At 61.8% G+C, this 24,787-nt stretch carries 16 protein-coding genes; 2 read left to right on the forward strand and 14 right to left on the reverse strand.

The annotated features are described in order from the left end of the window. The first annotated feature begins 392 nt into the window (after positions 1-392). Complete coding sequence (locus tag AAIE04_RS24540; RefSeq protein ID WP_498577832.1) at positions 393-1,142, forward strand: winged helix-turn-helix domain-containing protein; 750 nt, start codon at positions 393-395, stop codon at positions 1,140-1,142. A gap of 73 nt (positions 1,143-1,215) precedes the next feature. On the opposite strand, the gene AAIE04_RS24545 is transcribed toward AAIE04_RS24540, so the two are convergent. From AAIE04_RS24545 to fes, 11 genes are all read right to left on the reverse strand, one after another. Beyond that, entirely contained in the window at positions 1,216-1,704 is a 489-nt protein-coding gene (locus AAIE04_RS24545) for a hypothetical protein (protein ID WP_498057753.1), read from the reverse strand. Next, positions 1,685-2,473 (reverse strand): winged helix-turn-helix domain-containing protein, encoded by a 789-nt coding sequence (locus tag AAIE04_RS24550; protein ID WP_498057754.1) that lies wholly within the window; start codon positions 2,471-2,473, stop codon positions 1,685-1,687. The genes AAIE04_RS24545 and AAIE04_RS24550 overlap by 20 nt, the downstream gene beginning before the upstream one ends. Before the next feature lie 267 nt (positions 2,474-2,740). Further along, positions 2,741-3,358: a DUF2238 domain-containing protein gene (locus tag AAIE04_RS24555; protein ID WP_498577833.1), complete on the reverse strand. Its 618-nt coding sequence runs from the start codon at positions 3,356-3,358 to the stop codon at positions 2,741-2,743. Between the two features lie 120 nt (positions 3,359-3,478). Then, the gene (gene yncE / locus AAIE04_RS24560; RefSeq protein WP_498577840.1) at positions 3,479-4,498 is read right to left on the reverse strand and encodes a 7-bladed beta-propeller protein YncE; all 1,020 of its coding nucleotides are present in this window, start codon (positions 4,496-4,498) and stop codon (positions 3,479-3,481) included. A 243-nt stretch (positions 4,499-4,741) separates the two neighbouring features. Beyond that, entirely contained in the window at positions 4,742-5,602 is an 861-nt protein-coding gene (locus tag AAIE04_RS24565; protein ID WP_016929399.1) for an isochorismatase, read from the reverse strand. Between the two features lie 3 nt (positions 5,603-5,605). Beyond that, positions 5,606-7,234: a (2,3-dihydroxybenzoyl)adenylate synthase gene (locus AAIE04_RS24570; RefSeq protein ID WP_435981556.1), complete on the reverse strand. Its 1,629-nt coding sequence runs from the start codon at positions 7,232-7,234 to the stop codon at positions 5,606-5,608. Between the two features lie 7 nt (positions 7,235-7,241). After that, entirely contained in the window at positions 7,242-8,447 is a 1,206-nt protein-coding gene (locus AAIE04_RS24575) for an isochorismate synthase (protein ID WP_063919665.1), read from the reverse strand. 212 nt (positions 8,448-8,659) lie between these two features. Further along, entirely contained in the window at positions 8,660-9,928 is a 1,269-nt protein-coding gene (gene entS / locus AAIE04_RS24580) for an enterobactin transporter EntS (protein WP_019453418.1), read from the reverse strand. A gap of 175 nt (positions 9,929-10,103) precedes the next feature. Next, a complete protein-coding gene (locus AAIE04_RS24585; protein ID WP_498577834.1) occupies positions 10,104-14,048 on the reverse strand; it encodes an enterobactin synthase subunit F in 3,945 nt (1,314 codons plus the stop codon). Between the two features lie 32 nt (positions 14,049-14,080). Then, positions 14,081-14,287: an MbtH family protein gene (locus AAIE04_RS24590; RefSeq protein ID WP_019453420.1), complete on the reverse strand. Its 207-nt coding sequence runs from the start codon at positions 14,285-14,287 to the stop codon at positions 14,081-14,083. After that, positions 14,262-15,641 carry an enterochelin esterase gene (gene fes, locus AAIE04_RS24595; protein ID WP_072271055.1) on the reverse strand — a complete coding sequence of 460 codons (1,380 nt, stop codon included), beginning with the start codon at positions 15,639-15,641 and terminating at the stop codon, positions 14,262-14,264. Before fes ends, AAIE04_RS24590 begins: the two co-directional genes overlap by 26 nt. Before the next feature lie 285 nt (positions 15,642-15,926). On the opposite strand from fes, the gene AAIE04_RS24600 reads away from it, so the two are divergent. Further along, positions 15,927-18,209, forward strand: coding sequence for a TonB-dependent siderophore receptor (locus AAIE04_RS24600; protein ID WP_025159574.1), 2,283 nt, complete (start codon positions 15,927-15,929; stop codon positions 18,207-18,209). A 59-nt stretch (positions 18,210-18,268) separates the two neighbouring features. Here AAIE04_RS24600 and AAIE04_RS24605 read toward each other — a convergent pair whose 3' ends face one another. The 3 genes from AAIE04_RS24605 to AAIE04_RS24615 all read right to left on the reverse strand — a co-directional run bounded on the left by AAIE04_RS24605 (position 18,269) and on the right by AAIE04_RS24615 (position 24,630). Then, positions 18,269-19,501, reverse strand: a complete 1,233-nt coding sequence (locus AAIE04_RS24605; protein ID WP_498577835.1) for a YncE family protein — start codon at positions 19,499-19,501, stop codon at positions 18,269-18,271. Positions 19,502-19,548: 47 nt separating this feature from the next. Further along, entirely contained in the window at positions 19,549-22,458 is a 2,910-nt protein-coding gene (locus tag AAIE04_RS24610; protein ID WP_498577836.1) for a condensation domain-containing protein, read from the reverse strand. Between the two features lie 78 nt (positions 22,459-22,536). Continuing rightward, entirely contained in the window at positions 22,537-24,630 is a 2,094-nt protein-coding gene (locus AAIE04_RS24615) for a TonB-dependent receptor (RefSeq protein ID WP_063919661.1), read from the reverse strand. Positions 24,631-24,787: the final 157 nt, after the last annotated feature.

Consider the following 24,787-nt stretch of genomic DNA (forward strand, 5'->3'; position numbering starts at 1 on the left):
TAAGCATTGAACGTTTAAAAACGACTGGTTTTCTCCTGCAAAAGAAACACCCCACCTGATTTATATTCCAGGCATCTGGATTGCTCTCCGCTTTCAGCTATCCAACCAGTGAGAACAAATTTACACACCACCACGCCAAAATAAAACGATATACTGCATAACGAGATAAATACAGTTTTATGCGCTGCATAACCAAGAAAAATAGAATTTGATATAAAAAAAATAGCTTTAATTATTGGTAATTATTTTAAAAAACCTACAGATTAATAAATAATTAACCCTTTCATTATATATATTAAGAAAATTCTCTACCGCAAACACCGTGTATGATTGAAAAAACAAAAATAAGACCTGAGAATAATCCCTCAAAAGGAAACTTGAAGGATAAAGACATGATTATAGAAATTAACAAGGGGATTTTATACAATGAAGACGAGAATACACTGGCCCATACAGACAATATCGAGAACAAGATAGTCTTGCTCAAACCGGCTAGCCGGCTGCTTTCATTGTTTATCCAGAACAATAAGAAACTGCTGCTGCGTGAACGGCTGCTTAATGATGTGTGGGTAGACCATGGATTAAAAGCATCCAACAACAACTTAAATAATTATGTGTCGGGCTTGCGAAAATCCTTAGCCCAACTGGGCGCCGAAGAGATTATTGTCACCTATCCCCGGCAGGGGTTTAAATTCAATGCCGAAAGTATTCGCGAGATTGATAAACCCAACGGTGAATACAGCAATGCCGCTGATAACAAAGCCAAGGTTTCCCCTGCATTGCCACCAATAAAAAGGGGGGTTGGCATTCAGAGAAGATTACAGCGATGGGTTATGCTCATCGCTATTTGCCTGGCTCTCTTCTTCGCCATCGAGTTTTATCAACAGGGCGCCCGCACCAATATGCATCTGTTGGGTAAATATGAGCTTTGCCAAATCTATAGCGTGAATTCACGCGGTGATGCCCTGCCCAAAATCAGACAGCGGATACAGCACGCCGGTTTTAACTGCCAAAGCCCAGCCGACGTGTATTACTACGACAGCATCCGCGACGAAACCGCGCAAAAAGACCAGGCGTTGCTGACCTTCTGCCCTCGGGAACCCAAAAAACCCTGCACTTATAATTACATCGATAAAGCGTAGCGTTGATATTGCAAATTGACCTCACCAGGCAGCGTAACATTAACATCCCCTTGGGATTAACCAAGGGGATGCCCTAAGGCGTGGCGCACACGAACAGCGGCGCATGGTTATCCGCAAATAAGAAATGCCGGCTGTCGATCCGCTCAATACGCCAGTGCAGCTGCATGCCTTGCTCCGGCAAACGCCGATTAAAATCTTCAAGCTTTATCGAGTCATGCGGCCTTTTTATATTTTCCTTAACCAACAGCGTGTAGTTGCTTCCCTGCCGCCGATAGTCCAACACCAGCACGCGGGAAACGACATAGCGCTCCTTGCCGTCATACACCCTGCCGTTCAGCAAGATATTGATCCGCCGCCGGCCATCGGGAACCACATTAACCAGAACGATACGTTCAACGCTGCGCCCGGCGACGTTGTCGGTCACATGCTCCACCGCCCGGCATTCCGGAATTTGCGGTTTGAAAAACAGAAAATAAGCAGCAACGGCGCAGCAACCAAGAGCCGACAATGCCAGCAAGAGGTAGCCGTATCGCCTCATCAACTTATAGCCCCCAGCTTTCATAAAAACTCTCACATTGCACTTTGTTATCTGCCATTTGCGACTGCGGGCAATAATAAAAGTAGGAGGTTCGGGTCTTCCCGGAACCGTTTGGCGCCAACGCTTGCGTATCGTAATAAAGCAGCGTCGCCGGCTCGTCGCATTGGATTTGCGGGCGTCGTTTCAACATGTCGCGCAGATGAGTTAAATCAACTTCACTGACTACCGGCTGATGAAAGGTGGTGACCAGACGAACATTGCAACGACCGATGCTACCCACCTCGAGCATACTGGCCGGCTGATATCCCGTATCCCACCAGGCCCAAAGGGCGCTGCCCGCAGCCAACGCGAGCAATGCGGCCAGCGCGGCTGATTTAAGCGGCCTAAAGCTGCGCGCAACGGGCATCACGTCAGCACCAGCCGGCTCTGCATCAGGCTCCACCCTATTTTCTGCCAGGCTATCCGCCGTTTTTATCGTCGCGGCGGTGAACATGAAACCTTGTCGCGGCAAAGTGACGATAATCTCCTCCTCGCCGAGCGAAGAAAACGCTTTGCGCAAGATCGAAATCGTGTTGTTGAGGTTGTTGCCGGAAGCGACCTGGCCGTGCGCCTCCCACACCTGCGTCAGCAAAGTTTCACGGGAAAGCACCTGATGGTTGTTTCTGACCAGCGTGGAGAGCAAACGGTTCAGCGTGGCCGTCAGCGCAATTGGCGGGATATCATCATGCAGCGAGACCAGCTCCGATCTATCTTCATGATACTTAATATTATTATTAATTATATATCTCATCATTCCCTGCGCCATAAACTGATTAACGCTAATTACCCCCGACCAGGCATGGCGATATTAGCATAGCGACAAGAATAAGAAAATTCCTAACGATTAAAAGTAAACTTAATAAAATCAAATAAATAACCGAAAATCATATAAAGTAAGAAGCCAAATTTTCAATGGCGATTATCTCCCGACGATCGCCCCTGCACGGGTACATGCATCGCCAACTGTATAAAGAAAACCCGCCATACGGCGGGCTATTGCTATGTGATCATTTGAGGTTTATCAGCCTAAGCGAGCGATTTGCCGATCCTGCCAGCGCCCGAACAGCAACAGGCCGCACATCGCCCCGAGCAACGCGCAGAACATGTCGGACTGGGTGTCCCACGGGTCGCCCTGCGTGCCGAGAAATTCGTCGGCGCCCTGGCCCAGCGCCAGCGCCGCCCACCATTCGATCAGCTCATACAGGGCGCTGATCGCCAGCGCGATGCAGCACACCACGAAGCCCAGCATCTTGCGTCCCTGTACATAGCCGCCGCGCAGCAGGATCTCGCGCGCCGCCAGCGCCGGCACCAATCCCTGAAAGAAATGCCCCAGTTTGTCGTACGGGTTGCGATCAAGATCCAGCCACTGCTGCACCTCAAACCCCAGCGGCACGCGGGCATAGCTGTACATACCGCCGAAAATCAGAATCAGCGCGTGGAAGAAAATCAGCGTGTAGAGCAGCGGCGTCAGCGGGTAGCGGCGGTGGGTCAGCCACAGCAGCGGCAAAACAATCAAGACCGGCGCCACTTCCATCAGCCAGGTGGTGCGATCGTAAGGATGAATGCCGCTGTGGATCAGCGCCGCCAGCAGCAGCAGGGTGCTCACAGACAACAACAGCGGAGAGCGTGAAACGGGCATATCCAACGTTCCTTCGGGTCAATAAGGCAATCCACTCTTTATACCGCAGATCGCACGGCGAAAAAAAACAGGCGGAGCGTCGCCGCTTCGCCTGTTCGAGGTGTGCTTACCTGGGTGAGATTATTTCAGCGCTACGCGGATCACGTCGTCCGGCGCGGTCGCTTCTTTCTCGCGGCTGGAAGCCTGTTTGACGCTGACATACAGCGTTTGGCCATCCGGCGACAGCGCCAGGCTGTTCGGATGGGTCGGCGTCTTGATGGTGTTCAGCACCTTGTAGCTCTTGGCATCGATCACGCTCACTTCGCCCGCCTGGCGGTGGGTGACGTAAACTTCATTGCGCGCCGGGTTGAACAGCACCGCCAGCGATTCCGGCACGTCGATCTTGCTCAGGATGTTGCCGTTGCGGGTATCCACCACCAGCACCTGCGGCTGCTTGGAATCGGTGATGAAGGCGCGGTGAGTGGCGGTATCCAGGCTGATGTTCAGGAAGAAGTGCTCTTTAGACTCATCCAGCTTCTTGCGCGACAGCACCTTGTTGCTCTGGGTGTCGATGGTCACCAGCTCGCCGTCGGCGTTGGTGACGTACAGGCGTTTGGCGGCGGCGTCCAGCGCCAGGCCGGTGCCGTATTTGCCGGTGTCGGTCACGGTGGCGCGCAGGGTCAGATCCTTGCCGTCCACCACCCACACCACGCTGGAATCCCCCAGCCCGGTGATGTACAGCGTGTCGCGGTCGGCATCCGCCACCAGTTCACGCGGCGCCAGCGGCTTGACGGTTTCGGAGCGCTTGCGCGCGTCCAGCACCAGGCGGCCTTTCACGTCGCCGGTTTTCGCGTCGATCGCGGTTACCGAGTTATTGATGGTGTTGCCGAAGAACAGCGTGCCGGTCTTGGCATTGACGGCGGCGCCAAACGGCTTGATGTCGTTATGGATAATCTGGGTCACGTCCAGCGTGGTCGGATCCAGACGGTAGACGATGCCGCCCTTGTCCAGCTTGCGGCTCTGCGAGGTGGCCAGGTAGAGCGCGTTTTCGCTCGGGCTGTAAGCCATTTCATAAGCGCCTTTGCCGACCGGCTTGCGCAGCACTTCCGGCGCGCTTTGCGCCTGCAAGGTGTTGGAGAACAGCAGCGTGGACAGCAGCATCAGCGGGAATGCCGCACGTTTTCCCTTGGTAATCAAAGTATTCATCAAAATCTCCTTATGTCCTTCATACTTGCAGCTACATCGGCGTTGGCTGCGCTCGCTCGCCCCAGTCACTTACCTGAGTAAGCTCCTGGGGACTCACGTTCTGGCCGCCTTGATGCAGCTGCAACTATTTTGGATATGGCTCAAAAGAGCGGCGTTTTATGTCAAACCAGACGGCCGCCGCATTATCGTTATTAAAAATCAGGCTTTCTCTTCGGAAAGCAGCGCCCACCAGCTGTCGATGGTCGGGTTGCGCGCCAGCGCGATAAAGTCGATGTCGCTGCGGATCTTGCGCCAGCGGGTCGCCAGCTCCATGATGCGCACCGAATCTAGGCCGTAATCGATCAGGTTCTCATCGTTGCCCATGTCTTCGCTGTCTTCGTCCAGCAGCGGCAGGATCTGCTGACGCAGCGCATCGATGCTGGCGATACCAGCCGCCGGCAACAGAGACGCGGTGGTCACCACCCGGCCGCAGCGGCCGGCGGTGTAACGCAGCGCCATCAGGTGTTCGTCGCGCGAGAAGTCCGCCAGGCCATCGGCCACCATGAACGGCTGGATATTGCGCATGAAGGCGTCGATGGCGGTGGTCAGGCAGCCGATGTGCGCATACACGCCGCAGATGATCAGCTGATCGCGGCCGGACTCCTGCAGGATCTCCTGCAGCGGCGAGCGGTGGAAGGCGCTGTAGCGCCATTTCACCAGCACCGTGTCGTCTTCGTCCGGCGCCAGCGCGGCGGTCACCGCCTGCTGCTCAGGGTGTTTGTTCAGGCCCGGCCCCCACATGTCGTTCAACAGCGCGCGATCTTCATCGCTCTGCTGGTTCGGCTGCGCGGTATAGAACACCGGAATGCCCTGCTGTTTGCAGTAGCGGCGCAGGTTGGCGATGTTCTCCACCACCTGTTTAATCAGCGCGCTGTCTTCGCCCCAGAAATTGAGGAAATACTGCTGCATATCGTGGATCAGCAGCGCGGCGCGCTGCGGCTCCACCTGCCAGGTGACTTTATTTTGCGGCAGTTCGTCCGCCGTCGGCAGCGCGTAATCATTAAGTTTTGGAATGGCCATCGATTAATCTCCCTGAGCCTGAGTCTGTAATTGCGCTTCGAGCTGCTGGCGCAGCCGTTTTTTGTCCACTTTGCCGACCGGGGTCAGCGGCAGGCTGTCCACCTGAATGAAGCGATCCGGCAGTTTGAAGTCCGCCACGCCCTGTTCACGCAGGTGACGGCGCAGCACCACCGGTTTCAGCGGCGCGTTGGCGATGATATAGGCGCAGCTCTTCTCCCCCATCAGCGCGTCCGGCATCGATACCAGCGCGGCATTGATCACGTCCGGATGGCGCAGCAGCAGGTTCTCGATCTCCTCGGCGGCGATCTTCTCCCCGCCGCGGTTGATCTGGTCTTTTTGCCGCCCCTGCACGGTGATGTAACCGTCTTCGCTGATGCTGATCAGATCGCCGGAGCAATAGAAACCGTCGGCGTCGAAAGCATCGGCGTTGTGCGCCGGGCTCTGGTAGTAACCGCGGAAGGTGTAAGGCCCGCGCGTCATCAACCGCCCGACCTCGCCTGCCGGCAACGGATTGCCGTCGTCATCCGCCACCCAGACCTCGTCGTCCGGCGACATCGGCCGCCCTTGCGTCGCCAGGATGTGGCGCTCGTCGTCGTCCAGTCGGGTGTAGTTCACCAGCCCTTCCGCCATGCCGAACACCTGCTGCAGTTGGCAGCCGATTTCGTTCTGAATGCGCGCCGCCAGCGTTTCGCCCAGCTTGGCGCCGCCCACCTGCAGCAGTTTCAGGCTGGCGAGCTGGGCATTGCCGCCCCACTCTTCGATCGCCTGCAGCCACAGCGTGACCGCCGGCGGCACCAGCGCCGTCACGTTGATTTGGTGCTGTTCGATCAGGCGGAAACATTGCCCGGCGTCCGGATCGGCGGCGAACACCACCAGCCCGGCGCCATAAAACACGCCCAGCACGCCCGGCGAACTCATCGGGTAGTTGTGCGCCACCGGCAGCGCGCACAGATAGCGGGTCTGCGCATCGAAACGGCAGATCTCCACGCTGCGGCGAATGCTGTAGTAGTAGTCATTGTGGGTGCGCGGGATCAGCTTCGGCGTACCGGTGCTGCCGCCGGAAAGCTGGAAGAACGCCACCTGATCGGCCGCGGAAGGCTGCGCGACGAAATCGTCGCTCGCTTCGCCCAGCCAGGCGGCCAGCGCCAGCTCACCCTCGGCCTGGCTGCGCAGCGCCACGACCCGCAGCGAAGGATGCGCATCGCGGAAGGCGCTCAGGAATTGATCGTCGGCAAACAGCGCGTGCTGGCGATCGGCGATCAGCAGCGCCGGTTTGATCTGCTCGGCATAGGCGTTCAGCTCGCTGCGCTGATGGCTGAACAGCGCGTTGACCGGCGCCACGCCAATTTTCAGCAGCGCGAAGAACACGATATAGAACTCCGCCACGTTGCCCAGCTGCACCAGTGCGGTGTCGCCGGATTTCACGCCGCGGCGCAGCAAAGCGGCCGCCAGGCGATCGGAGCGCTGTTGCAGTTCGCGATAGGACAGGCTGCCCTGGGCGTCGATGATCGCCGGAGCGTCATTGTTGGCCTGGCGTTCGAGGATCTCGGTCAGCGGCTTGTCAATCCAGTAGCCGCGCTCGCGATAGCGGCTGGCGAACTCCGCCGGCCAGGGGGTAAAGGCAATGCTCATCTTGTCGTTATCCTTGATTCATACCAAAGGCACGCAGAATGGTGCTGAGTTTGGTGCCTGTTTCATGCCATTCAGATTCAGGTGAAGAGTCTTCCACGATGCCGGCGCCGGCGAACAGCCGTACCCGGTTGCCGTCAACGGTGCCGCAGCGGATAGTCACTACCCACTCGCCGTTGCCTTCGTCGTCGCACCAGCCGACGATGCCGCCGAACAGGCCGCGATCGAACGGCTCCAGCTTGCCGATCAGGGCGTGCGCCTGGGCCGTCGGCATGCCGCACAGAGCCGGCGTCGGGTGCAGCAGGCAGGCCAGCGACAGGGCGTTTTCGTCGGGAGATGCCGCCTCGCCGTCGATCGGCGTGGAGAGATGCCACAGCGTGGTGGTGGTCAATAATTCAGGGGTTTGCGGCACGTTCAGGTAGCGGCAGCGGCCGGCCAGCACGTCACGCATGCTTTCGGTGACGATGCGATGCTCGTGGCGATCTTTCGCCGAGGCCATCAGCCGCTCTCCCACTTCGCGATCGCGCTGCGGGTCGGCCTCGCGCCGGGCGGAACCGGCCAGCGGGTTGGAATAGAAACGGCCGCCGTCCTGACGCAGCAGCAATTCGGGGCTGGCGCCCAACAGTGCGCCCTGCTCCAGCGGCACATGGAAATGGAAACCGTGCGGGTTCTGGGCAATCACGCGCGCCATCAGCGCATGGCGATCCACCGGCTGACGCGTTTCGATCTCCAGCAGGCGCGACAAGACCACTTTGTCCAACTCACCGGCCTTCATCGCGTCGACGGCGTCGCTGACCATGTTCATGAACGGCTGCTGTGGCGGCAGCTCCGTTACCCCGGCCAGCTCCGGCCCGTCCGCCGCCGGCCTAACGCCGGCCATAAAGGCGGCGCGATCGAACCAGCGGCTCTGCTGCGGAATAAACAGCGCCGAAGGCTGCCGGGTATCGAACGGGATGGCGCCGCACAGCAGCGGCTTTTTGATGCCGGCCTGTCGGGCCTCGGCAAACGCCTGCCGTACGCTGCGCTGGAACTCGCCGTTCAGATCGGCGCCGTCTGCGGCCGGCAGGCGAATGCGGCTGAAACAACCGGTGGTGGTCAGACTGCGGAAAGGAGAAGTAAAGAAGAAGCCCGACGCCGGAGAAAAATCAGCGGCAAATCGCTGCTCTTCGCACTCCTGCACTTCCTTTCGATTGATGTCGTTCACGGCAGTATCCATCGCTTCGCCCTCAAGAATTTGAAGTGATAACCAATATAATAATGATTATCATTTGAGTTAATTCCGCGCTAAATTACTCGCCGATATTTGCTATGTCAATAAACGTAAGCACTTCTTTCATTTCGAAATCATGACATAAACGCTGTGGGTTTTACGCATGCCGATGATAAGCATTGCTATTTGATCCCACAGCGTCGAATTAACGCATCGAGTTACTTTTCACTGGCCGGCTGAGGCTCGTTCTGCGGCTCCGGTTTGTGCATCGTGACCTGACGCAAACCGGTCATGGCGAACAACAGCAGGATGCCGAGCGCCGCCGCGCCGAAGCCAAAGCCGCTGGCGCTCATCGCCGGCAGCATAAAGGCGCCCATCGCCCCCAGCAGCAACGCGCCCAGCGCATCGCCCACCACGTTCTGCGCCGTCCACAGGCCATTGATGCGGCCGAGGAAGTTGTCCGGCGTCAGGCTCTGGATCAGACCGTATTGCAGCAGCGAGTTCAGCGCGCTCAGGTAGCCGAACGCCACCAGACACAGCAACGCCAGGCTGTACCACGGCATCAGGCCGAACAGGCCAATGGCGGCGAACGCCGCGATCGCCGTCAGCAGCATCACCCAGCCGGGGCGCGCCACGTGCGCCACGCGCCCGCTGGTGAACGCGCCGATGGCCGCGCCGAGCGGCACGGCGGCGTACATATAACCGAGGTGGGCAGCGTCGATGTGCCAACCTTCCGCCATCGCCGGGTACAGCACGCGCACCGCGCTGGCCATGGTCAGCAGCGCGCCGATCAGCGCCACCATGCCGATCACCTTGTTCTGGAACAGGAAGGCGAAACCGCCCGCCAGCGCGCGCAGCGGGTGTTCACGCGGCTGCGGCGGCGGCATCAGCTGCGGCAGGCTCAGCAGCGGCAGCAACGTCAGCAGGGTGCCGAACGCCGCCAGACCGTAGTTCCAGGCGATGCCCATATGGGCGATCACCAGGCCGCCGATCGCCGGAGAAAGAATCGAGCCGAAGCGCACCGTCAGCATGCTGATGGCACCCGCCTGCACGATGTTTTCGCGGCCCACCAGCGCCGGCGTGGCCGCCAGCAGCGCCGTCACCCCCACCGCGCCGAAGAAGCCGTCCCACACCGCCAGCAGATAAATGGCCGCCAGCGAAGGCGACGGCAGCAGGGCGTTGAGACACAGGCCGACAAAACCGACGCCGCAGGTGGAACGCGCAAACAGAATCAGCCGGCGTCGCTCATAGCGATCGGCCAATACCCCTCCCATCAGCAGCCCAGCGAACATGCCGCCGCCGGCCAGCGTCACCGCCAACCCGACCTGCAGGGTGGAACCGGTCAACGCCTGGATCTGCACCGGGATGGCGATCGCCATCAACCCCAGCGCCACAATGGAGATAAAGCGCGCGCAGAACACCGCGCGGAAAGCCCGGTTGGTTTTCAGCAGGCTAAAATCAAGCAGGATGGAGGGTTTGCTACTCATCGGTTGTTCACCACATCTTTAAACGGGGATTCTGCAGTTGCGGGGCGCTATGCTAGCACAGATGACGAAATCAATAATGATAATAAAACTCATTGATATTCAATTGTGAGCGACCGCAAGAAACGCCGCCAAACGCGGGATAATCCCCGTGTCTGGCGGCGGGATGAGGGCGTCATTACAGCGTGCGCAAGATCCGGTTCAGCAGCGGCCCCAGCACTTTGAACGACGCCGGCGAAACGATATCGACGTGCGCACAGTCCAGCTCGTGCGCCTGCAGCGCATCGACGTACTGCGACCAGGTTTGCTGCACGTCCATCCCTTCCTGCAGCGTGCGTTTAGCGACGAACAGCGTCGCCTGGCCGTGGAAACGGGCGGTGCGGGTACGCGACAGCAACCGCACCGAATCGGCGTAGTTGGCTTCGATGTTGTCGAACATCGCCGTGCGCGTCTCGCCCAGCGCCGGATCGAGCGTGTCCTGCGACACCGCCAGGAACTGCTCGCGCTCGCGCTGCACTTCCTTCAACACGTTGTCGTCCAGCATCACGTCCCAGTTTTGGGTCTCCGGCGGATAGGTATCCAGCAGGCCGAGGAACGCCACTTGCTCGCCGCGCGCCTGCAACCGGGCGGCGATGCCCTGCGCCAGCGTGCCGCCGAGCGAATAACCGATGAAGTGGTACGGCCCGTGCGGCTGCACCTGCAACACCGTCTGCAAGTGGGCATCTACTACCTGATCCATGTCTTCGCTCAGCGCCAGCGGGCCATCCGGCCGCGGCGACTGGATGCCGACCAGCGACCAGTGCTGGTCGAGATAGCGCGGCAATACGCTGAACTGCCAGGAGAAGCCGGATGCCGGATGCAGACAGAACAGCGTCGGCCCCTCGGTGACGCGCAGCGGCAATACGCTGTCGAAGCCACTGCGATCGGCCTCTTCCTGCGTGCGATCCTCCGCCAGCAAGGCGGCCAGCTGCTCAACGCGCGACGCCACCATCACCTGGCCGACGGACACCGCCTTGCCCAGATCGCGGCGCAGCTCCGCCGCCAGGCGCATCGCCAGCAGCGAATGACCGCCGAGGGCGAAGAAATCGTCGTCGGCGAACACCTGCTCGCGCTGCAGCAAACGGGCGAATACCGCCGCGATCTCGCTTTCCAACCCGGCCTGCGGCGGCCGTCCTGCCTTGCGTTCACCGCCCTGCGGCTGCGGCAACGCCTTGCGATCCAGCTTGCCGTTGGCGCTCAGCGGCAAATCCTGCATTTCCACCAACGCCACCGGCACCATGTGCGGCGGCAGGCGGTCGGCCAGCGCCGCACGCAAAACTTCCGCATCCCAGCTCGCGCCGGGTTGCATCACCAGATAACCCACCAGCTGGCGCGCATCGCCGCCGGCGTCCACCGGCGTACCCTGCAACACCAGCGCGTGCGTCACCGCCTGGCGCACGCCCGGCAGCGACAGCAAGGCGTGGTCGATTTCACTCAGCTCGATACGCTGCCCGCGGATCTTCAGCTGATCGTCGCTGCGGCCCAAATATTCCACCGCGCCGTCCGGCAGCCAGCGCGCCACGTCGCCGGTGCGGTACATCCGTCCGCCCTCGCCGAACGGATCGGCGACAAAGCGGCTGGCGGTCAGATCCGGCCGGCCAAGGTAGCCGTGCGCCAGCTGCACGCCGGTCAGATACAGATCGCCCGCCACGCCCGGCGGCACCGGCCGCAGGCGCGCGTCCAGAATGCGCAACCCGGTGTTCCATACCGGCAGGCCGATCGGCACGTTGGCGCCGGTCACCTTCGCCAGCGCGTCGCCGTAGGCCGGATGCCAGGTCACGTCCACCGCCGCTTCGGTCGGGCCGTAGAGGTTGTGCAACGGCACCGCCGTGCGGCTTTGCCACAGGCGGCACAGCTCCGCCGGCAGCGCTTCGCCGCTGCAGAACACCTGACGCAACGCGGCGCAGCTCGCCACCGCCGCGTCGTCGTCCAGGGCAGCGACGAAGGCCGCCAGCATCGACGGCACGAAGTGCAGCGTGGTAATGCGATGTTGTGCGATCAGCTGTTGCAGCTGCTGCGGGTCGCGGTGCGCCTCCGGCGGCGCCATCACCAGCCGGGCGCCGACCATCAGCGGCCAGAAGAATTCCCACACCGAGACGTCGAAACTGCATGGCGTTTTCTGCAGCACCGCGTCGTCCGCCCCCAGCGGGTACTGGTGCTGCATCCACAGTAAGCGGTTGACGATCGCCTGATGGCCGACCAGCACGCCTTTCGGACGCCCGGTGGAGCCGGAGGTAAAGATGATATAGGCCGCATGGTCCGGCGTCGGGCCCGCGATCGCCACGCCGGCGGCGTGATCGGCCGCCAGCGGCGCGTCATACAGCAAGATTTCGCCCTTGTCGGCGAAGCGCGCCTGCTGCGCCGGGTTGGTGATGACCAGCCGCGGCGAGGCGTCTTCCAGCATCATCGCCAGCCGCTCGTCCGGATAACCGGTGTCCAGCGGCAGATAGGCGGCGCCCGCTTCCACGATCGCCATCAACGCCAGCGACAGGAACACCGAACGCGGCAGTGCCACCGCCACTATGTCGCCCGGTCGCACACCCTGCGCCACCAGTTGGCGCGCCAGCGCCGTGACCTGCTCGCGCGTTTCGCGGTAGGTGAAGCTGAAATGCGCATCCGCCAGCGCCGGTGCGTCCGGCGTGGTTTTCGCCTGCTGCGCCAGCAGCTGGCTCAGCGTGGTCGCCGGCACCGGGTGCGCCGTGTCGTTGACCCGCGCCAGCAGCGCGTGATCGTCGGCGGTCAGCATATCGGCTTCGCCGATCGGCAACGTTGCCTGCGCGGCGAACTGCGCCAGCAGCAGCGGCAACCGCTGCAGATGCGCCAGCAGTTCCTGACGGCTGTAACGCTCGGCGTTGGCCAGCAGTTCAACCTTCAGCTGATGGTGTTCGTCGATAAACAGCGCAATCTCCAGATCGCGCACCGGCCCGGAGGCCAGATCGTGGGTAATGCCTTCGATACCGGCGAAATCCAGCTGGTAATCGAACATTTTGAAGTTGAAGACCGTACCGTACAGCGGTTCGCCGTCGCCGATGCGCCCCAGATCGCGCTGTACCTGTTCGGCATCGTAGCGCTGATGGCGGCGCACCGTTTTCAGCTCGCGGCTGATGCGGGTGGCGGCCTCATACAGCGTGGCCTGCGGCTCGAGGTGCATCTCCATCGGCAGCACGTTGATCACCGGGCCGGCGGCGCACAGGGCGGCCGATCCGGTACGGCGCATGAAGATAAAACCGGCGCTGAAGCTCGGTTGACCGCTCAGACGCGATACCCACAGCGCCACCAGCGCCACCGCCATATCGGCGGCGTTCAGCTTCTGCTGCGCGCCGCACTGCACCAGTTCGGCGAAGGCCTGCGGATCGCAGCGCTGTTCCAGCCGGTGGATGCGCGGCGTGGGCGTTTGCCCGGCCAGCGGCTGCGGGCAGAGCGTGGCCGGCGGCGGCAGCTGCCGCGCTTTTTCGAGCCAGAAATCGGCGTCGCGTTGCCAGGCCGGGGCCTGCCGGTAAGCCTGGTATTCCGCCACCACGTCGCTGAACGCCGTGAAAGGCGTCGGTTCCAGCGCGTCACCGCGGCAAAGGTGGCTATAAATCGCCGCCACGCGGCGCGCGATGGCGGTGAAGCTGAAACCGTCCACCAGCAGATGGTGATAGCGCTGATACCAGAACCAGCGGTCATCCGCCAGGCGCATCACCACATGACGATACAGCGGCGCGCCGCTGCCGGCGCGCAGATCGCTCGCCAGATCGATATCCATCAGCGCACGTGCCGCGGCTTCGGGGTCCGGCGACGTCGTCAGATCGACAAGTTCCGGCGCGTGTATCGCCAGCGTGTCATCCAGCCATTGCACCGGCACGCCGTCGCGTTCCGCAAAACGCAGGCGCAGCATGTCCACCTCACCCAGGCCCCGAGTAATGGCCTGCAGCAAAGGTTCCACGGCGACAGGGCCGTTGAGTTCGATGGCGTGCGCCACCGCGTAAGCATTGCGATGCGGGGAAATTTGATCGGCGACCCAAATGCCGGGTTGCGCCGCGACCAGCGGCAATTCGCCCGCAAGCGCCGGGCCGCTGAGAGAGTTAGGGGTGTGTGACACTGCTTATTGCTCCCGTGATTACCTGGCGCCGGTCACGCCTCGCGTGCTGCGACCGGCAGAATGTCTTGCCAATGCTGTTCCAGCCATTCGGCGCACTCGGTGCGCGCCGCCGGGCCGAAGACGATCGTCCACTCGGACGGAATGGCGCGGAAATCCGGCCACAAACTGTATTGTTGTTGTACGTTGCGCAGCACCAGGCTGCGCTGCTGTAGATCATCGAACGGATTCAGGCTTTCCATCATGTGTTCCTCGTGCCGTTGCCGTCGCCGATGCCGGATAAGCGGTGGCGAAAGCGGAAGCCCATACCGCCTGCAGCCCGTCGGTCAGGCCGCTGCGCCAGCACAGCGCGTCATGCCCGCCTTCCACCACTCGGTAGTGCACCCGATGGCCGGCGTCGCTCAGGCGTGCCGCCATTTCGCCGCTGACCCGATGCACCAGCTTTTCCTGCGAACCGGCTTCCATAAAGACCTTCAGCGCGCCGTGGTTGCCCAGGCCGTGACGTTCTACCTGCTGCATCAGCCAGCAGGCGTCGTCGGGAATGCTCGGCAGCTGCAGCATGTCGCGCCGCGGCCACCAGTAGGAACCGGACTGGGTGATCACCGCACCGAAGCGCTGCGGCCAGCGCAGTCCGGCATACAGGGAGGCCAGGCCGCCAAAGCTTTGCCCCGCCACCACCGTATCGGCCGGCTTGTCGCTGTGCGGCGCCCAGTCGGCCAGCTGCGGCATCAGTTCTTCCTGCACCGCCAGCCAGAAGTCGTCTTTGCAGGTCAGTTCGCGCGACCGGTGCGGCAGATCGATAATATCGATCAGCACATACACCGCTTCCGGCAACGCCCCTTCGCGGGTCAGCTGCATCAGCGGCTCCCAGACCGGCATCTGCTTCGCCCAGAATTGGCCGTCGAGCAGGATAGCCAACGGGCGCTCGGCCGGCTTGCTGTCGCCGGTGGTGTAAATCCAGACGTCGCGGCTGTTGCCGAGACGCTCGCTCTGCCAGGTATGGCGCTGCAAACGCGCCGGCAGCGGCGGCGTGCAGCGCCCGCTGGCTATTTCATACTCATCGAATGAACGCCATACCGGCTGCGGCGGCGCATCCGGCATGTGCAGGCCGGAGACGCTGTGGCCGCTGGCGCTTTGCCAGGAGCGGTACGGGTTGAGCAGATCGGGGGTGGCGCTGGCGAACACCTGGTGCCACCAGTGCCGCAGGTTGTGCATGTTGGCGTGCGCATCGTCGCCGCTGAACGCCGGCGGCCGCTCGTCAAAGCAGGGGATAAAGCAGTAGCTGCCGCGCCAGGCGCCGCTCAGCTCGGTCTGCCAGTACCACACGTCGGTGCCGGCCAAACGCTGCAGGCTTTGCGGCGGATTCGGCTGATGATGGTCGGTCAGGCAGTTGATGTTGATCCACACGCGACGGTAGGCGGAGGTCAATTCGCATCCCTGAGGATCGCGCCAGAAAAAGGTGGTTCGCCACCGGCCGTTACCCGCCGGTTCTACCCATGGCGTACCGCGTCGTGCCACCGTCAACCACCACCCTGGACTGCCCGCATTGCTGCTGGCCAATAATCTGCTGCTTTCTGACTGTAGTTCTGTATTCACAACGCCTACCCATTTTGTAGTTGGCGGCACCGGGAACGTCGACTTTTCCCTATCGCCGGCCACCGCCCGAACGCACTGTACGCCAAATACTATTGATAATAATTTGCATTTGCAATAGTGTGTAAGGCTTGGAGATCGTGCTGGTATTGCGCGCAACGGACAGGGATCGGGGATACATCAATGGCATCCCTTGCCGCAGCCGATTTTCTATTTCCGACTACACAAAAAACTACAACCGCCCTTCCCCCCATTCGGCGAGGGATGGCAGCAAGGTAGGACACTCAAATGAAAAGCAAGCTATCACGTTATTCTTTAGCCACTCTTATCGGCTTGGGATTGGGCGCGTCCGCGTTCGCCAACGCCGCACAGCAGGCTGATACCACCACCACGGAAGAAAACAGCGGCGCCACGGATAAAAAGCCGCGCGGCGAAGACACCATCGTCGTCACCGCCGCCCGGCAGAACCTTCAGGCGCCGGGGGTGTCCACCATCACCGCCGACGAGATCAAGAAACGCCCGCCGGCGCGCGACATCAGCGAACTTATCCGCACCATGCCCGGGGTTAACCTGACCGGCAACTCCACCAGCGGCCAGCGCGGCAACAACCGCCAGATCGATATCCGCGGCATGGGCCCGGAAAACACCCTGGTGCTGATCGACGGCAAACCTGCCTCCAGCCGCAACTCGGTGCGCCAGGGCTGGCGCGGCGAGCGCGACTCGCGCGGCGATACCGCCTGGGTACCGCCGGAAATGATCGAACGCATCGAAGTGCTGCGCGGCCCGGCCGCGGCGCGCTACGGCAACGGCGCGGCGGGCGGCGTGGTCAACATCATCACCAAGAAGGCCGGCGATGCGCTGCACGGCTCGCTGAACGGCTACTTCAACGTGCCGCAGCACAAGCAGGAAGGCGCCACCAAGCGTACCGACTTCAGCCTGTCCGGCCCGCTGAGCGATTCCCTGAGCTTCCGCCTGTTCGGCGGCTACAGCAAAACGCAGGCCGACGCCTGGGACATTAACGAATCACATAAATCCGAACGCGTAGGCGCCTACGCCAGCAGCCTGCCCGCCGGGCGCGAAGGGGTGGTCGATAAAAACATCGACGCCTTGCTGCACTGGGACTTCGCCCATCTGCAGTCATTGGAGTTCGAGTATGCCTATGGCCGTCAGGGCAACCTGTATTCCGGCGATACCCAGAACACCAACACCAATGCCCTGGTGCAGAGCAACTACGGCAAAGAGACCAACCGCATCTACCGTGAAACCTTCGGCCTGACCCATCGCGGTGCCTGGGACAACGGCGTGAGCACCAACAACTACGTGCAGTTCGAGCGCACCCGCAACACCCGTCTGAACGAAGGACTGGCCGGCGGCACCGAAGGCATCTTCGACACCAAAAATACCGGGTTCGGCACCACCAAGCTGGACGACTTCCTGGCGCACAGCGAAGTCAGCGTGCCGTTTGAGCTGGGCGTTTCACAGACCGCCACGCTGGGTACCGAGTGGACCCAACAGCGGATGAAAGACGGCACGTCCACCAGCCAAACGCTGATGGGCGGCACCATTCCCGGCATGGGCAACGGCACGCGCAGCCCTTACGCTTCCGCGCATATCTTCTCGCTGTTCGCCGAAGACAATATCGAGCTGACCGACACCACCATGCTGACGCCGGGCCTGCGCTACGATCTGCATTCAGAATCCGGCAACAACTGGAGCCCGGCGCTGAACCTGTCGCAGGAACTGGGCGACTACTTCACGCTGAAAATGGGCATCGCGCGTTCCTATAAGGCACCGACCCTGTACCAGACCAACGGCAACTACCTGCTGTACAGCAAAGGCCAGGGGTGTGCGGGCAGCGATGTCAGAAACGGCTGCTACCTGCTGGGCAACGACGATCTGAAGGCGGAAACCAGCGTCAACAAAGAGATCGGGCTGGAGTTCCATAACGAAGGCTGGCTGGCCGGCGTAACCTACTTCCGCAACGATTACCACAACAAGATTGAAGCGGGTAACTCGCGCATCGCCACCAGCAGCACCGGCACGGCGGTTTATCAGTGGGAGAACGTACCGAAAGCGGTCGTACAAGGGCTGGAAGGCTCGCTGAACGTGCCGGTCAGCGAGACCGTCACCTGGAGCAACAACGCCACCTACATGATCGAGAACAAGAACAAGACCACCGGCGATTACCTGTCGGTGATCCCGAAGTTCACCGTCAACTCGACCCTCAGCTGGCAGGCGACGCAGGATCTGTCGATGCAGTCCACCCTGACCTGGTACGGCCGTCAGAAGCCGAAGAAGTACAACTACCAGGGTAAACCGGCCACCGGCGGCGAAACCCGCGAGGTCAGCCCTTATGCCGTCGTCGGCGCCAGCGCGACCTATGACCTGACCAAAAACGTCAGCGTCACCGCCGGTATCGACAACCTGTTCGATAAACGCCAGTTCCGCGCCGGTAACGCGCAGAACGTGGGCGACCCGATTACCGGCGCGGTCAACATCGCCGGCGCGGGCGCGGCCACCTACAACGAACCGGGCCGTACCTACTACATGAGCATCAACACCCACTTCTGATGACATGACCCAACGACAAAGGGGCGCCGCAGCGCCCCTTTTTTTATCTTTCCATTGCATTACCTGGTGTGCAGCTGAATGCGCACCACGCTTTCCGGCTTGCCGGCCTTGGTGGAAGCGCCGTCGTTTTTCACCGTCACAAACAGCGCGTCGCCTTTCGGATCCAACGCCAGACTGTTAGGGTGCGGCGGCAGGTCTATGGTTTGCAGGCGCTTGAGCGTCTTGGCGTCGAACACCGTCAGCGTGCCGGCACCGTGATCCACGCGCACGCCTTTGCGGTTGGCGACATACAGCCGCTGGCTGCGCTCATCGAGCAGCAGGCCGATCGGCACCTCATCCGTCAGCTCGCTGGCCAACACCTTGCCACTGTCCGCATCCAGCGCAAACACCCGGTGACCGCTGCTGCGCTTCACGTAGTCGTGCCCCAGATGATGGTTGCGGTAGTCGTCGCGATCGATGCCCTGATCGACGCCCAGCAGGCGATTGCTCGCCGGGTCATACACCAGATTCAGCAGCTGATCGGCCTGCACTTCGTGCGTGGCGGTGATCGCCAGCGTGTCGGCGTTCAGGGTGATCACCTGCCCCTGCATGTTGGAAACGAATACCCTGCGGCCCTTCTCATCCAGCGTGATGCCCACCGCGTTGTAGCCGAAGCCCGGGATCACTTTCTCCAGCTTGCCGGCCTTGGTATCGACCACGTACAGCACGCTGTCAACGCCGAAGCCCAGCCCCGGCAGGAACAGACGGCCGCTTTGCGCGTCATACTTGAGCTCGCGGAGGCGGTACAGGTAGTCCTCGGTGATTTTGAATTTCTTCAGCTCCGCCAGCAGGAAATCCAGGCGCTTGCCGCTGATGCCCGCCTGCTTGTAAGCCTGCTCCAGCACCGCTTTGTCCAGCAGCTTGATACTGCCCAGCGCGTGGTTGGTGGTGGTGTCCACCACCCCGACTTCGCCGTTGAAGGCCTGCGTCAGGTACAGGCGATTGCCCGCGTCGTTCAGCGCCACGCCGAAGCCTTTCACCTGCAGCGGGATCTCCGCCTTGATCGCCAGGGTGTTGGGATCCAACCGCAGCACGCGGGAGCGCGCCTCTTCCTTCCAGTCCGGCGCGCTGACGAACAGCGCCTGCTGCGAGGTGCTGTAGGCCATCTCCACCACCGTCGACGACAGCGTCTGGCGCTTGATGTCCTGCGGTTTAATGCCGGCATCATCGGCCTGCGCAGCGCCGGCGACCACCAGAGAGGCCGCCACCAGCAGCGACAGTAGCGCGCGCGGGGTTGCTAGGGTTCCAGACATCCTTTTATCTCCTTGAAAATCATGCTTTCGGTTAGAGTGAAACAACGTCATGCCTGCGGCCCGGGCGGCAGCGCCGCCAGAGCGATATCGCCAGCGATGTGCTGCGCAAACTGGGTAAAGACGTGCTGAACGCCATCGGCGATCAAATCAGCCTGTTCCTTGCTGTAGTGATCCTGACGGTAGGTCATCATCACCCGCAGGGATTTCTTCCCGGCCAGATCGTCTTCCATCACCTCAAACTGCAGGCCGAGCAGCGATTCGGCTTTCTCCGGCTCCACCTGCCGGTAGGCGATCGCGCTGCCGTCCTGCAGCCGGAACTCGCCGTTCAGCTTGATGCGGCTGTGGATCTGGATAAACACTTCGAACATATGGTTCTTGCGGTCGGCGTCCACGCCGAACAGCCCTTCCTCCACCAGATCGATCGGAATATCGGTGTACGGCAGCGAGCCGTTGATGGTGTTTTTCACCTGGCTGACCAAGCCGGCCACCGTCAGCCCTTCGTCGAAGCGCACGCGGTGCACCACCACGGTGGTGAAGTAGCCGACGGTATCGAAGAACTCGGCGTCGTTACGGCCGGAGGTCGAGGTGCCCACCAGCAGATCCGCCGGGCCGCCAAGCAGGCGCAGCGCCGAGGTAATACCGGCATACACCACGTTGAACAGCGAAGCGTTATTGCGGCGAGCGAGCTGATACAGGCCCTCCGCCACGGCCGGATCAACCTCGAACTCCAGCCAGCCGCCGTTGACGTCCGCCGGCGCCGGCACCGCCGGATGGGTAGAGGGTTCTTGCCGGAAGATCGGCTGGCCGACCGGCGCGCCGCGCAGCGCGTCGAGCCAGTAGTCCAGATGCTGCTGCTGCACCCCGGAGGCTCGCTGCTGCCGGGCGAAGGTGTGGAACTGCGGCGGCTGCCCGCGCCACTGCGGCGCCTGGCCGGCGACGCGATGGCGGTAAGCGACGCCCAGCTCGTCCATCATCAGGTTGAGCGACCATTCATCCAGCACCACATGGTGGAACAGCAGCGACAGCAGCTGCTGGCCATTGTCCGCATCGCGCAGCATCGTGACGCGCAGCGGCAGCTCGGCGGCCAGATCGAACCGGTGCTGGCCGGCATCGGCCAACAGGGCGGCGGCGTTGCCCGCCGGCGTCTCGTGAGAGAAGCGGAACCACGAGTAGTCCGCGAGTTCGGCAGCCGGCACCACCACCTGCGCCACCTCGCCCTGCTGCTCAACAAAGCGTGAACGCAGCACGGTATGGCGAGTCATGACGTCGATAAACGCCTGACGCAGCGCCGTTTCATCCACTGCATCGAAGAAACGCAACGAGAACGGCAGGTTGAAGATCTCGTCATGGCCAAAGGCTTCATACACCTTCCACAGCGATTCCTGCGCCAACGACAGCGGCGCCTGCGCCCGATCATGATCGTCGGCGGTCACCACCGCGGCATTCGGCTGCGCGACGTTCAGGCGTTTGGCATACCCCGCCAGCCCACGCGCCGTCGGATGGCTGAACAGGTCGTTAATGTTGATTTCGATCTGATGCAGGCTCAGCAAGCGGCCGATCACCCGGGTGGCGACCAGCGAATGACCGCCGCGATCGAAGAAGTCTTCATCCAGGGTCATTTCCGGCGCCACCAGCGCCTCACGGAACTCCTGCAAAATCAGCGGCGCAACGCTTTCGTCCGCGTCGCCGTTCGCCGCCGGCGCGGTAATCGCCGGGGAGGCGGCCTCAGCCGCCGGCAATGCGACGGCAATTTGCTGCCCGGCCAGGAAGGCGCTGAACTGTTCCAGCAGGAAAGGCGCGGCATGTGGGGACAAACGCGGATCGGTAACCAGCTCCAGCGTCAGCGCCTCCGCTTCCGGCAAGCCCAGCAGCAGCGCCAGTTCAAACGGCGTATGCAGCGGCGGCAGCAGCAGGCGCTCGGCGTGAACGCCTTCCAGCCGCCACTCTGCAGCCAGATCGTCGCGCCAGGCCACCAGCAGCTGCGCCCGCTGCGGGTCCGGCTGTTCAGCCACAGCCTGCGCCAGCAGCCGCTGCCCGACGTCGTCCTCGCCATGCTGCACGGTCAGACGCATCAGCGGCGCCGCCGTCAGGCCCAGTTCCAGACCGACGAACTCCGCCGTTTCTGCGGCCGGCACACACAGTTGCACCGCTTGGCCGCCGGCTTGCGCGGCGACGAACTCGGCAAACCGCGCCGCCACCGCCGCCAGCAATGCTCGCGGCGTATTGTTGGCGGGCAGCAACGTGCGCGCAATGCGAGTGACCACGCGCGAACCCACCGGCGGCAAGGCTTCAGCACGCTGCGCCGGGCTGCGGTAATCCTGCAGCGAGACCGCCTGGCGCAGCCAAGGCAGCTGCGGCTCCGGGCTTTCCGGCAGCTCGACCGGCTCAGCGGCGAAAGGCAGAGGCACTGGGTCCCCGTTATAACGGGCGGACAGCATCGCCGGCAGATGGCGCCACGGCAGCACTTCCGTCAGGATGTCATGCAATACTGCGCCCAAAATCACCTCACCGTCCGGCGTAAGCAACAGCAAGCCGCGCAGCGGCGCTTCGCCTTCCAGTTCAAACGGTGTCGCCTGCGCCTGCAGCAGGCAGCCAATGGCGTGTTGTTCGTCCGCCACCTGACGAAGGCTCACCGGCAACGGCGCCGAACCGGCGGCGCGTTTAACCAGCCCGTTTTCGTCATCAAAAACGTAGCGCACGTCCACGCCCGGCGTCTCCCGCACCAGCGCCTGCAGTGCCGCCGTCAGCCGGGCGATATCCACTTCCCCCGTCAGGCGCCAGGCCAACGCCCGCTGCCCGCGTGCGTCACCCTGCTGCAGATGGGCAAACCATGCCCGCTCTTCGGCTTCGCTCACCGGCCACTCGCCGTTCGCCGATTCCGCGCCCAGCGCCTGAAACGCGCTCTCCAGCCGCTGGGCCTCTTCATCGCTCAGAATGCTGTCAAAATCACCGATCACTGCGTTATCTCCTTTGCCCGGCCATGCCGGGATAGCGCACAAAACGGGGGACATTCGTCCCCCGTCATTGCGATAGCGTTAGAAATTCAGCTCAACCGCCGCGCCGATCAGGCGGCCGCGCTGGAGCGTCGCCGTGTAGATGTCATTGCTTCGGATCATCTCGCGGCGGTCGGAGTCAAACAGGTTCTTCGCATACAGCGTGGCGCGGCCGTAGTCGAAGGTGTAAGCCAGCTGGGCGTTGGCCGTCCAATAGGAGCCGATGCGCCCGCGCGAGTCGTTGTCGTATTGCGAATAGTAGGAGTCGGTGAACGCCACGTTGCTGCTCAGCTCCCACCCTTTCAGGAACTGATACTTGGCGCCCATGTTGGCGGTGTAAGCCGGCGCGCGCGCCAGTTCATGCCCTTCCACGCCGCTGCCCGAGAACTTTTTGATGTCGGTTTTCAGCAGGCCGAGGTTGCCGAACAGCTCGAAGTCCCAGCGCGGCTGCCAGGTGGCGCCGATTTCCGCCCCGTAGGTTTCCACCTTGTCGGCGTTGCGGATCACGCTGGAGTTCTCACCCAGCGAGTACGGCAGCTGCATATCTTTGTAATCGTTGTAGAAGATGTTACCCGTCAGCACCACGTTGGCGTCTTTCAGGTGATGGCGGGTGTACAGCTCGTAGTTCCAGACATACTCGGAACCGTAGGTGTAACTGACCACCGGCGTGCCGATCGTGATGCCGCCGCCGCCGGCGTTATAGCCGCGGGCGATCTTGGCGCCGTAGGTTTGGGTATCCGTCGGTTTCCAGGCCACGTCCAGTTTCGGCAGGAACACGGTGTAGGTTTCATCGAAGTCGATGCGCACCGCCTGACTGCCGCCGTCGCGGCGACGGTGTTCGCGTTCCAGACGGCTGGCGGCGGTCACGTCCACCTGCGGCGTCAGCGCATAGGTCAACTCGGCGAACGCCGAATGGGTATCGGTTTTATCCTTGAAGGTCGAGCCGCCGAAAATGTTGACGAACTCATCCTGCGTGCCGTGGAAATAACGCAACCCCGCCAGCCCGTGCAGGCGGCTGTCCGCGCCGCCGAAGCGCACCACCGGCTCCACGTGAACTTCCTGGCCGTCGATCTCGGCGTATTGGATGTTGTAAGCGGTCGGACGGTTGATGTTGAAATCGGTGTAGATAACGCGGTTTTCAAACGTCAGCGCATCGGAGGACTCCCAGGCCAGATCCCAGATAGTGCTGTTCATGTTGCTTTTGAACACGGCGCGGCGCGGATCGTGACGCGGATTGGTCGGATGCGGCTGCGGGTTGAGGCTTTCGTTTTGCGGCGCGGTGCTGCCGAAGTGGTTAAAGGTCAGCTTGGTGGTCAGATCGCGCAGGCCGGCCGGGTTGAACAGCAGCTTGGCGCGGGCGGTGGTGGCTTCCACTTCACGCGGATCGCCCACTGGCGCATAGGCCGGCAGGTCAGCCTCGCTGCGGCGGCGCTGGCGATCGACGCTGACGCGGAACGCCAGCTGATCCTCCACCAGCGGGCCGGACGCCATGGCGGCCAACTGTGACGAGTGCTGGTTGCCTGCCCCGCCCTTGAAGGCGCTTTCCCATTCGAAGGTCGGGTCTTTACTGGCCATGACGATGGCACCGGCGATGGCGTTGCGCCCCTGGATGTAGCTTTGCGGGCCGAGGAACACTTCGACGCGATCCAGATCCCACAGCGACTGCGGGCCGAACGCCTGTTCGTTATAGGTCAGCGAACGGCCGTCCAACGACAGATTGAGGCGCGGGCGGGTGCCGCTGAGGAAAGCATTGGCGCCGACGTTCGGGCCGGAACCGTCGATACCGCGCACGGTCGGCAGTTCGTTGCCGATGCCCAGATCCACCACGTTGGGGGTCATGCGCAGCAGATCGGGGATCTGCACCGCGTCGGGCATCGAGGCAATGCGGTTGCTGTCGAACACCTGCACGCTGGAGCCGGTGTCGAAAATGGAACGTTTGATCTTCTCACCGGTGACCAGCAGCGTTTCCGCGTCCTGGTAGGTTTCGTTGCTCTTCGTTTCCGCCGCGTTGACGTTACCGATCGCCAGTGAACACACGCCTAAAAATACGGAGGAAAATGCCCCAATGGCTCTTAACCCCGCCTTTTCCCCGTTTCCTACGCTTTCATGCCGTTGAGCCGCAAAATGCTTGCCCATAGATGTCTTCTCCTTTCATCCCAGAGGTGCACAAAATTTGATTTTTTTTACACAACCTACATCGACACTCACACAGACCATGACGCTGCGGCCTTCCCGACCTTTCTGTTGCTTATCCCTGCGGCAAACCTATGCCTTGCGCGGCCGAACGGGCGCG

This window comes from Serratia sp. Ae19-1 (assembly GCF_059801225.1).

What these genes read in the sequence shown, in the direction of transcription:
- AAIE04_RS24540 (WP_498577832.1), top strand. Translation starts at nt 393, where the DNA reads ATGATTATAGAAATTAACAAGGGGATTTTATACAATGAAGACGAGAAT.
- AAIE04_RS24545 (WP_498057753.1), bottom strand. Translation starts at nt 1,704, where the DNA reads ATGAAAGCTGGGGGCTATAAGTTGATGAGGCGATACGGCTACCTCTTG.
- AAIE04_RS24550 (WP_498057754.1), bottom strand. Translation starts at nt 2,473, where the DNA reads ATGATGAGATATATAATTAATAATAATATTAAGTATCATGAAGATAGA.
- AAIE04_RS24555 (WP_498577833.1), bottom strand. Translation starts at nt 3,358, where the DNA reads ATGCCCGTTTCACGCTCTCCGCTGTTGTTGTCTGTGAGCACCCTGCTG.
- yncE (WP_498577840.1), bottom strand. Translation starts at nt 4,498, where the DNA reads ATGCTGCTGTCCACGCTGCTGTTCTCCAACACCTTGCAGGCGCAAAGC.
- AAIE04_RS24565 (WP_016929399.1), bottom strand. Translation starts at nt 5,602, where the DNA reads ATGGCCATTCCAAAACTTAATGATTACGCGCTGCCGACGGCGGACGAA.
- AAIE04_RS24570 (WP_435981556.1), bottom strand. Translation starts at nt 7,234, where the DNA reads ATGAGCATTGCCTTTACCCCCTGGCCGGCGGAGTTCGCCAGCCGCTAT.
- AAIE04_RS24575 (WP_063919665.1), bottom strand. Translation starts at nt 8,447, where the DNA reads ATGGATACTGCCGTGAACGACATCAATCGAAAGGAAGTGCAGGAGTGC.
- entS (WP_019453418.1), bottom strand. Translation starts at nt 9,928, where the DNA reads ATGAGTAGCAAACCCTCCATCCTGCTTGATTTTAGCCTGCTGAAAACC.
- AAIE04_RS24590 (WP_019453420.1), bottom strand. Translation starts at nt 14,287, where the DNA reads ATGGAAAGCCTGAATCCGTTCGATGATCTACAGCAGCGCAGCCTGGTG.
- AAIE04_RS24600 (WP_025159574.1), top strand. Translation starts at nt 15,927, where the DNA reads ATGAAAAGCAAGCTATCACGTTATTCTTTAGCCACTCTTATCGGCTTG.
- AAIE04_RS24605 (WP_498577835.1), bottom strand. Translation starts at nt 19,501, where the DNA reads ATGTCTGGAACCCTAGCAACCCCGCGCGCGCTACTGTCGCTGCTGGTG.
- AAIE04_RS24615 (WP_063919661.1), bottom strand. Translation starts at nt 24,630, where the DNA reads ATGGGCAAGCATTTTGCGGCTCAACGGCATGAAAGCGTAGGAAACGGG.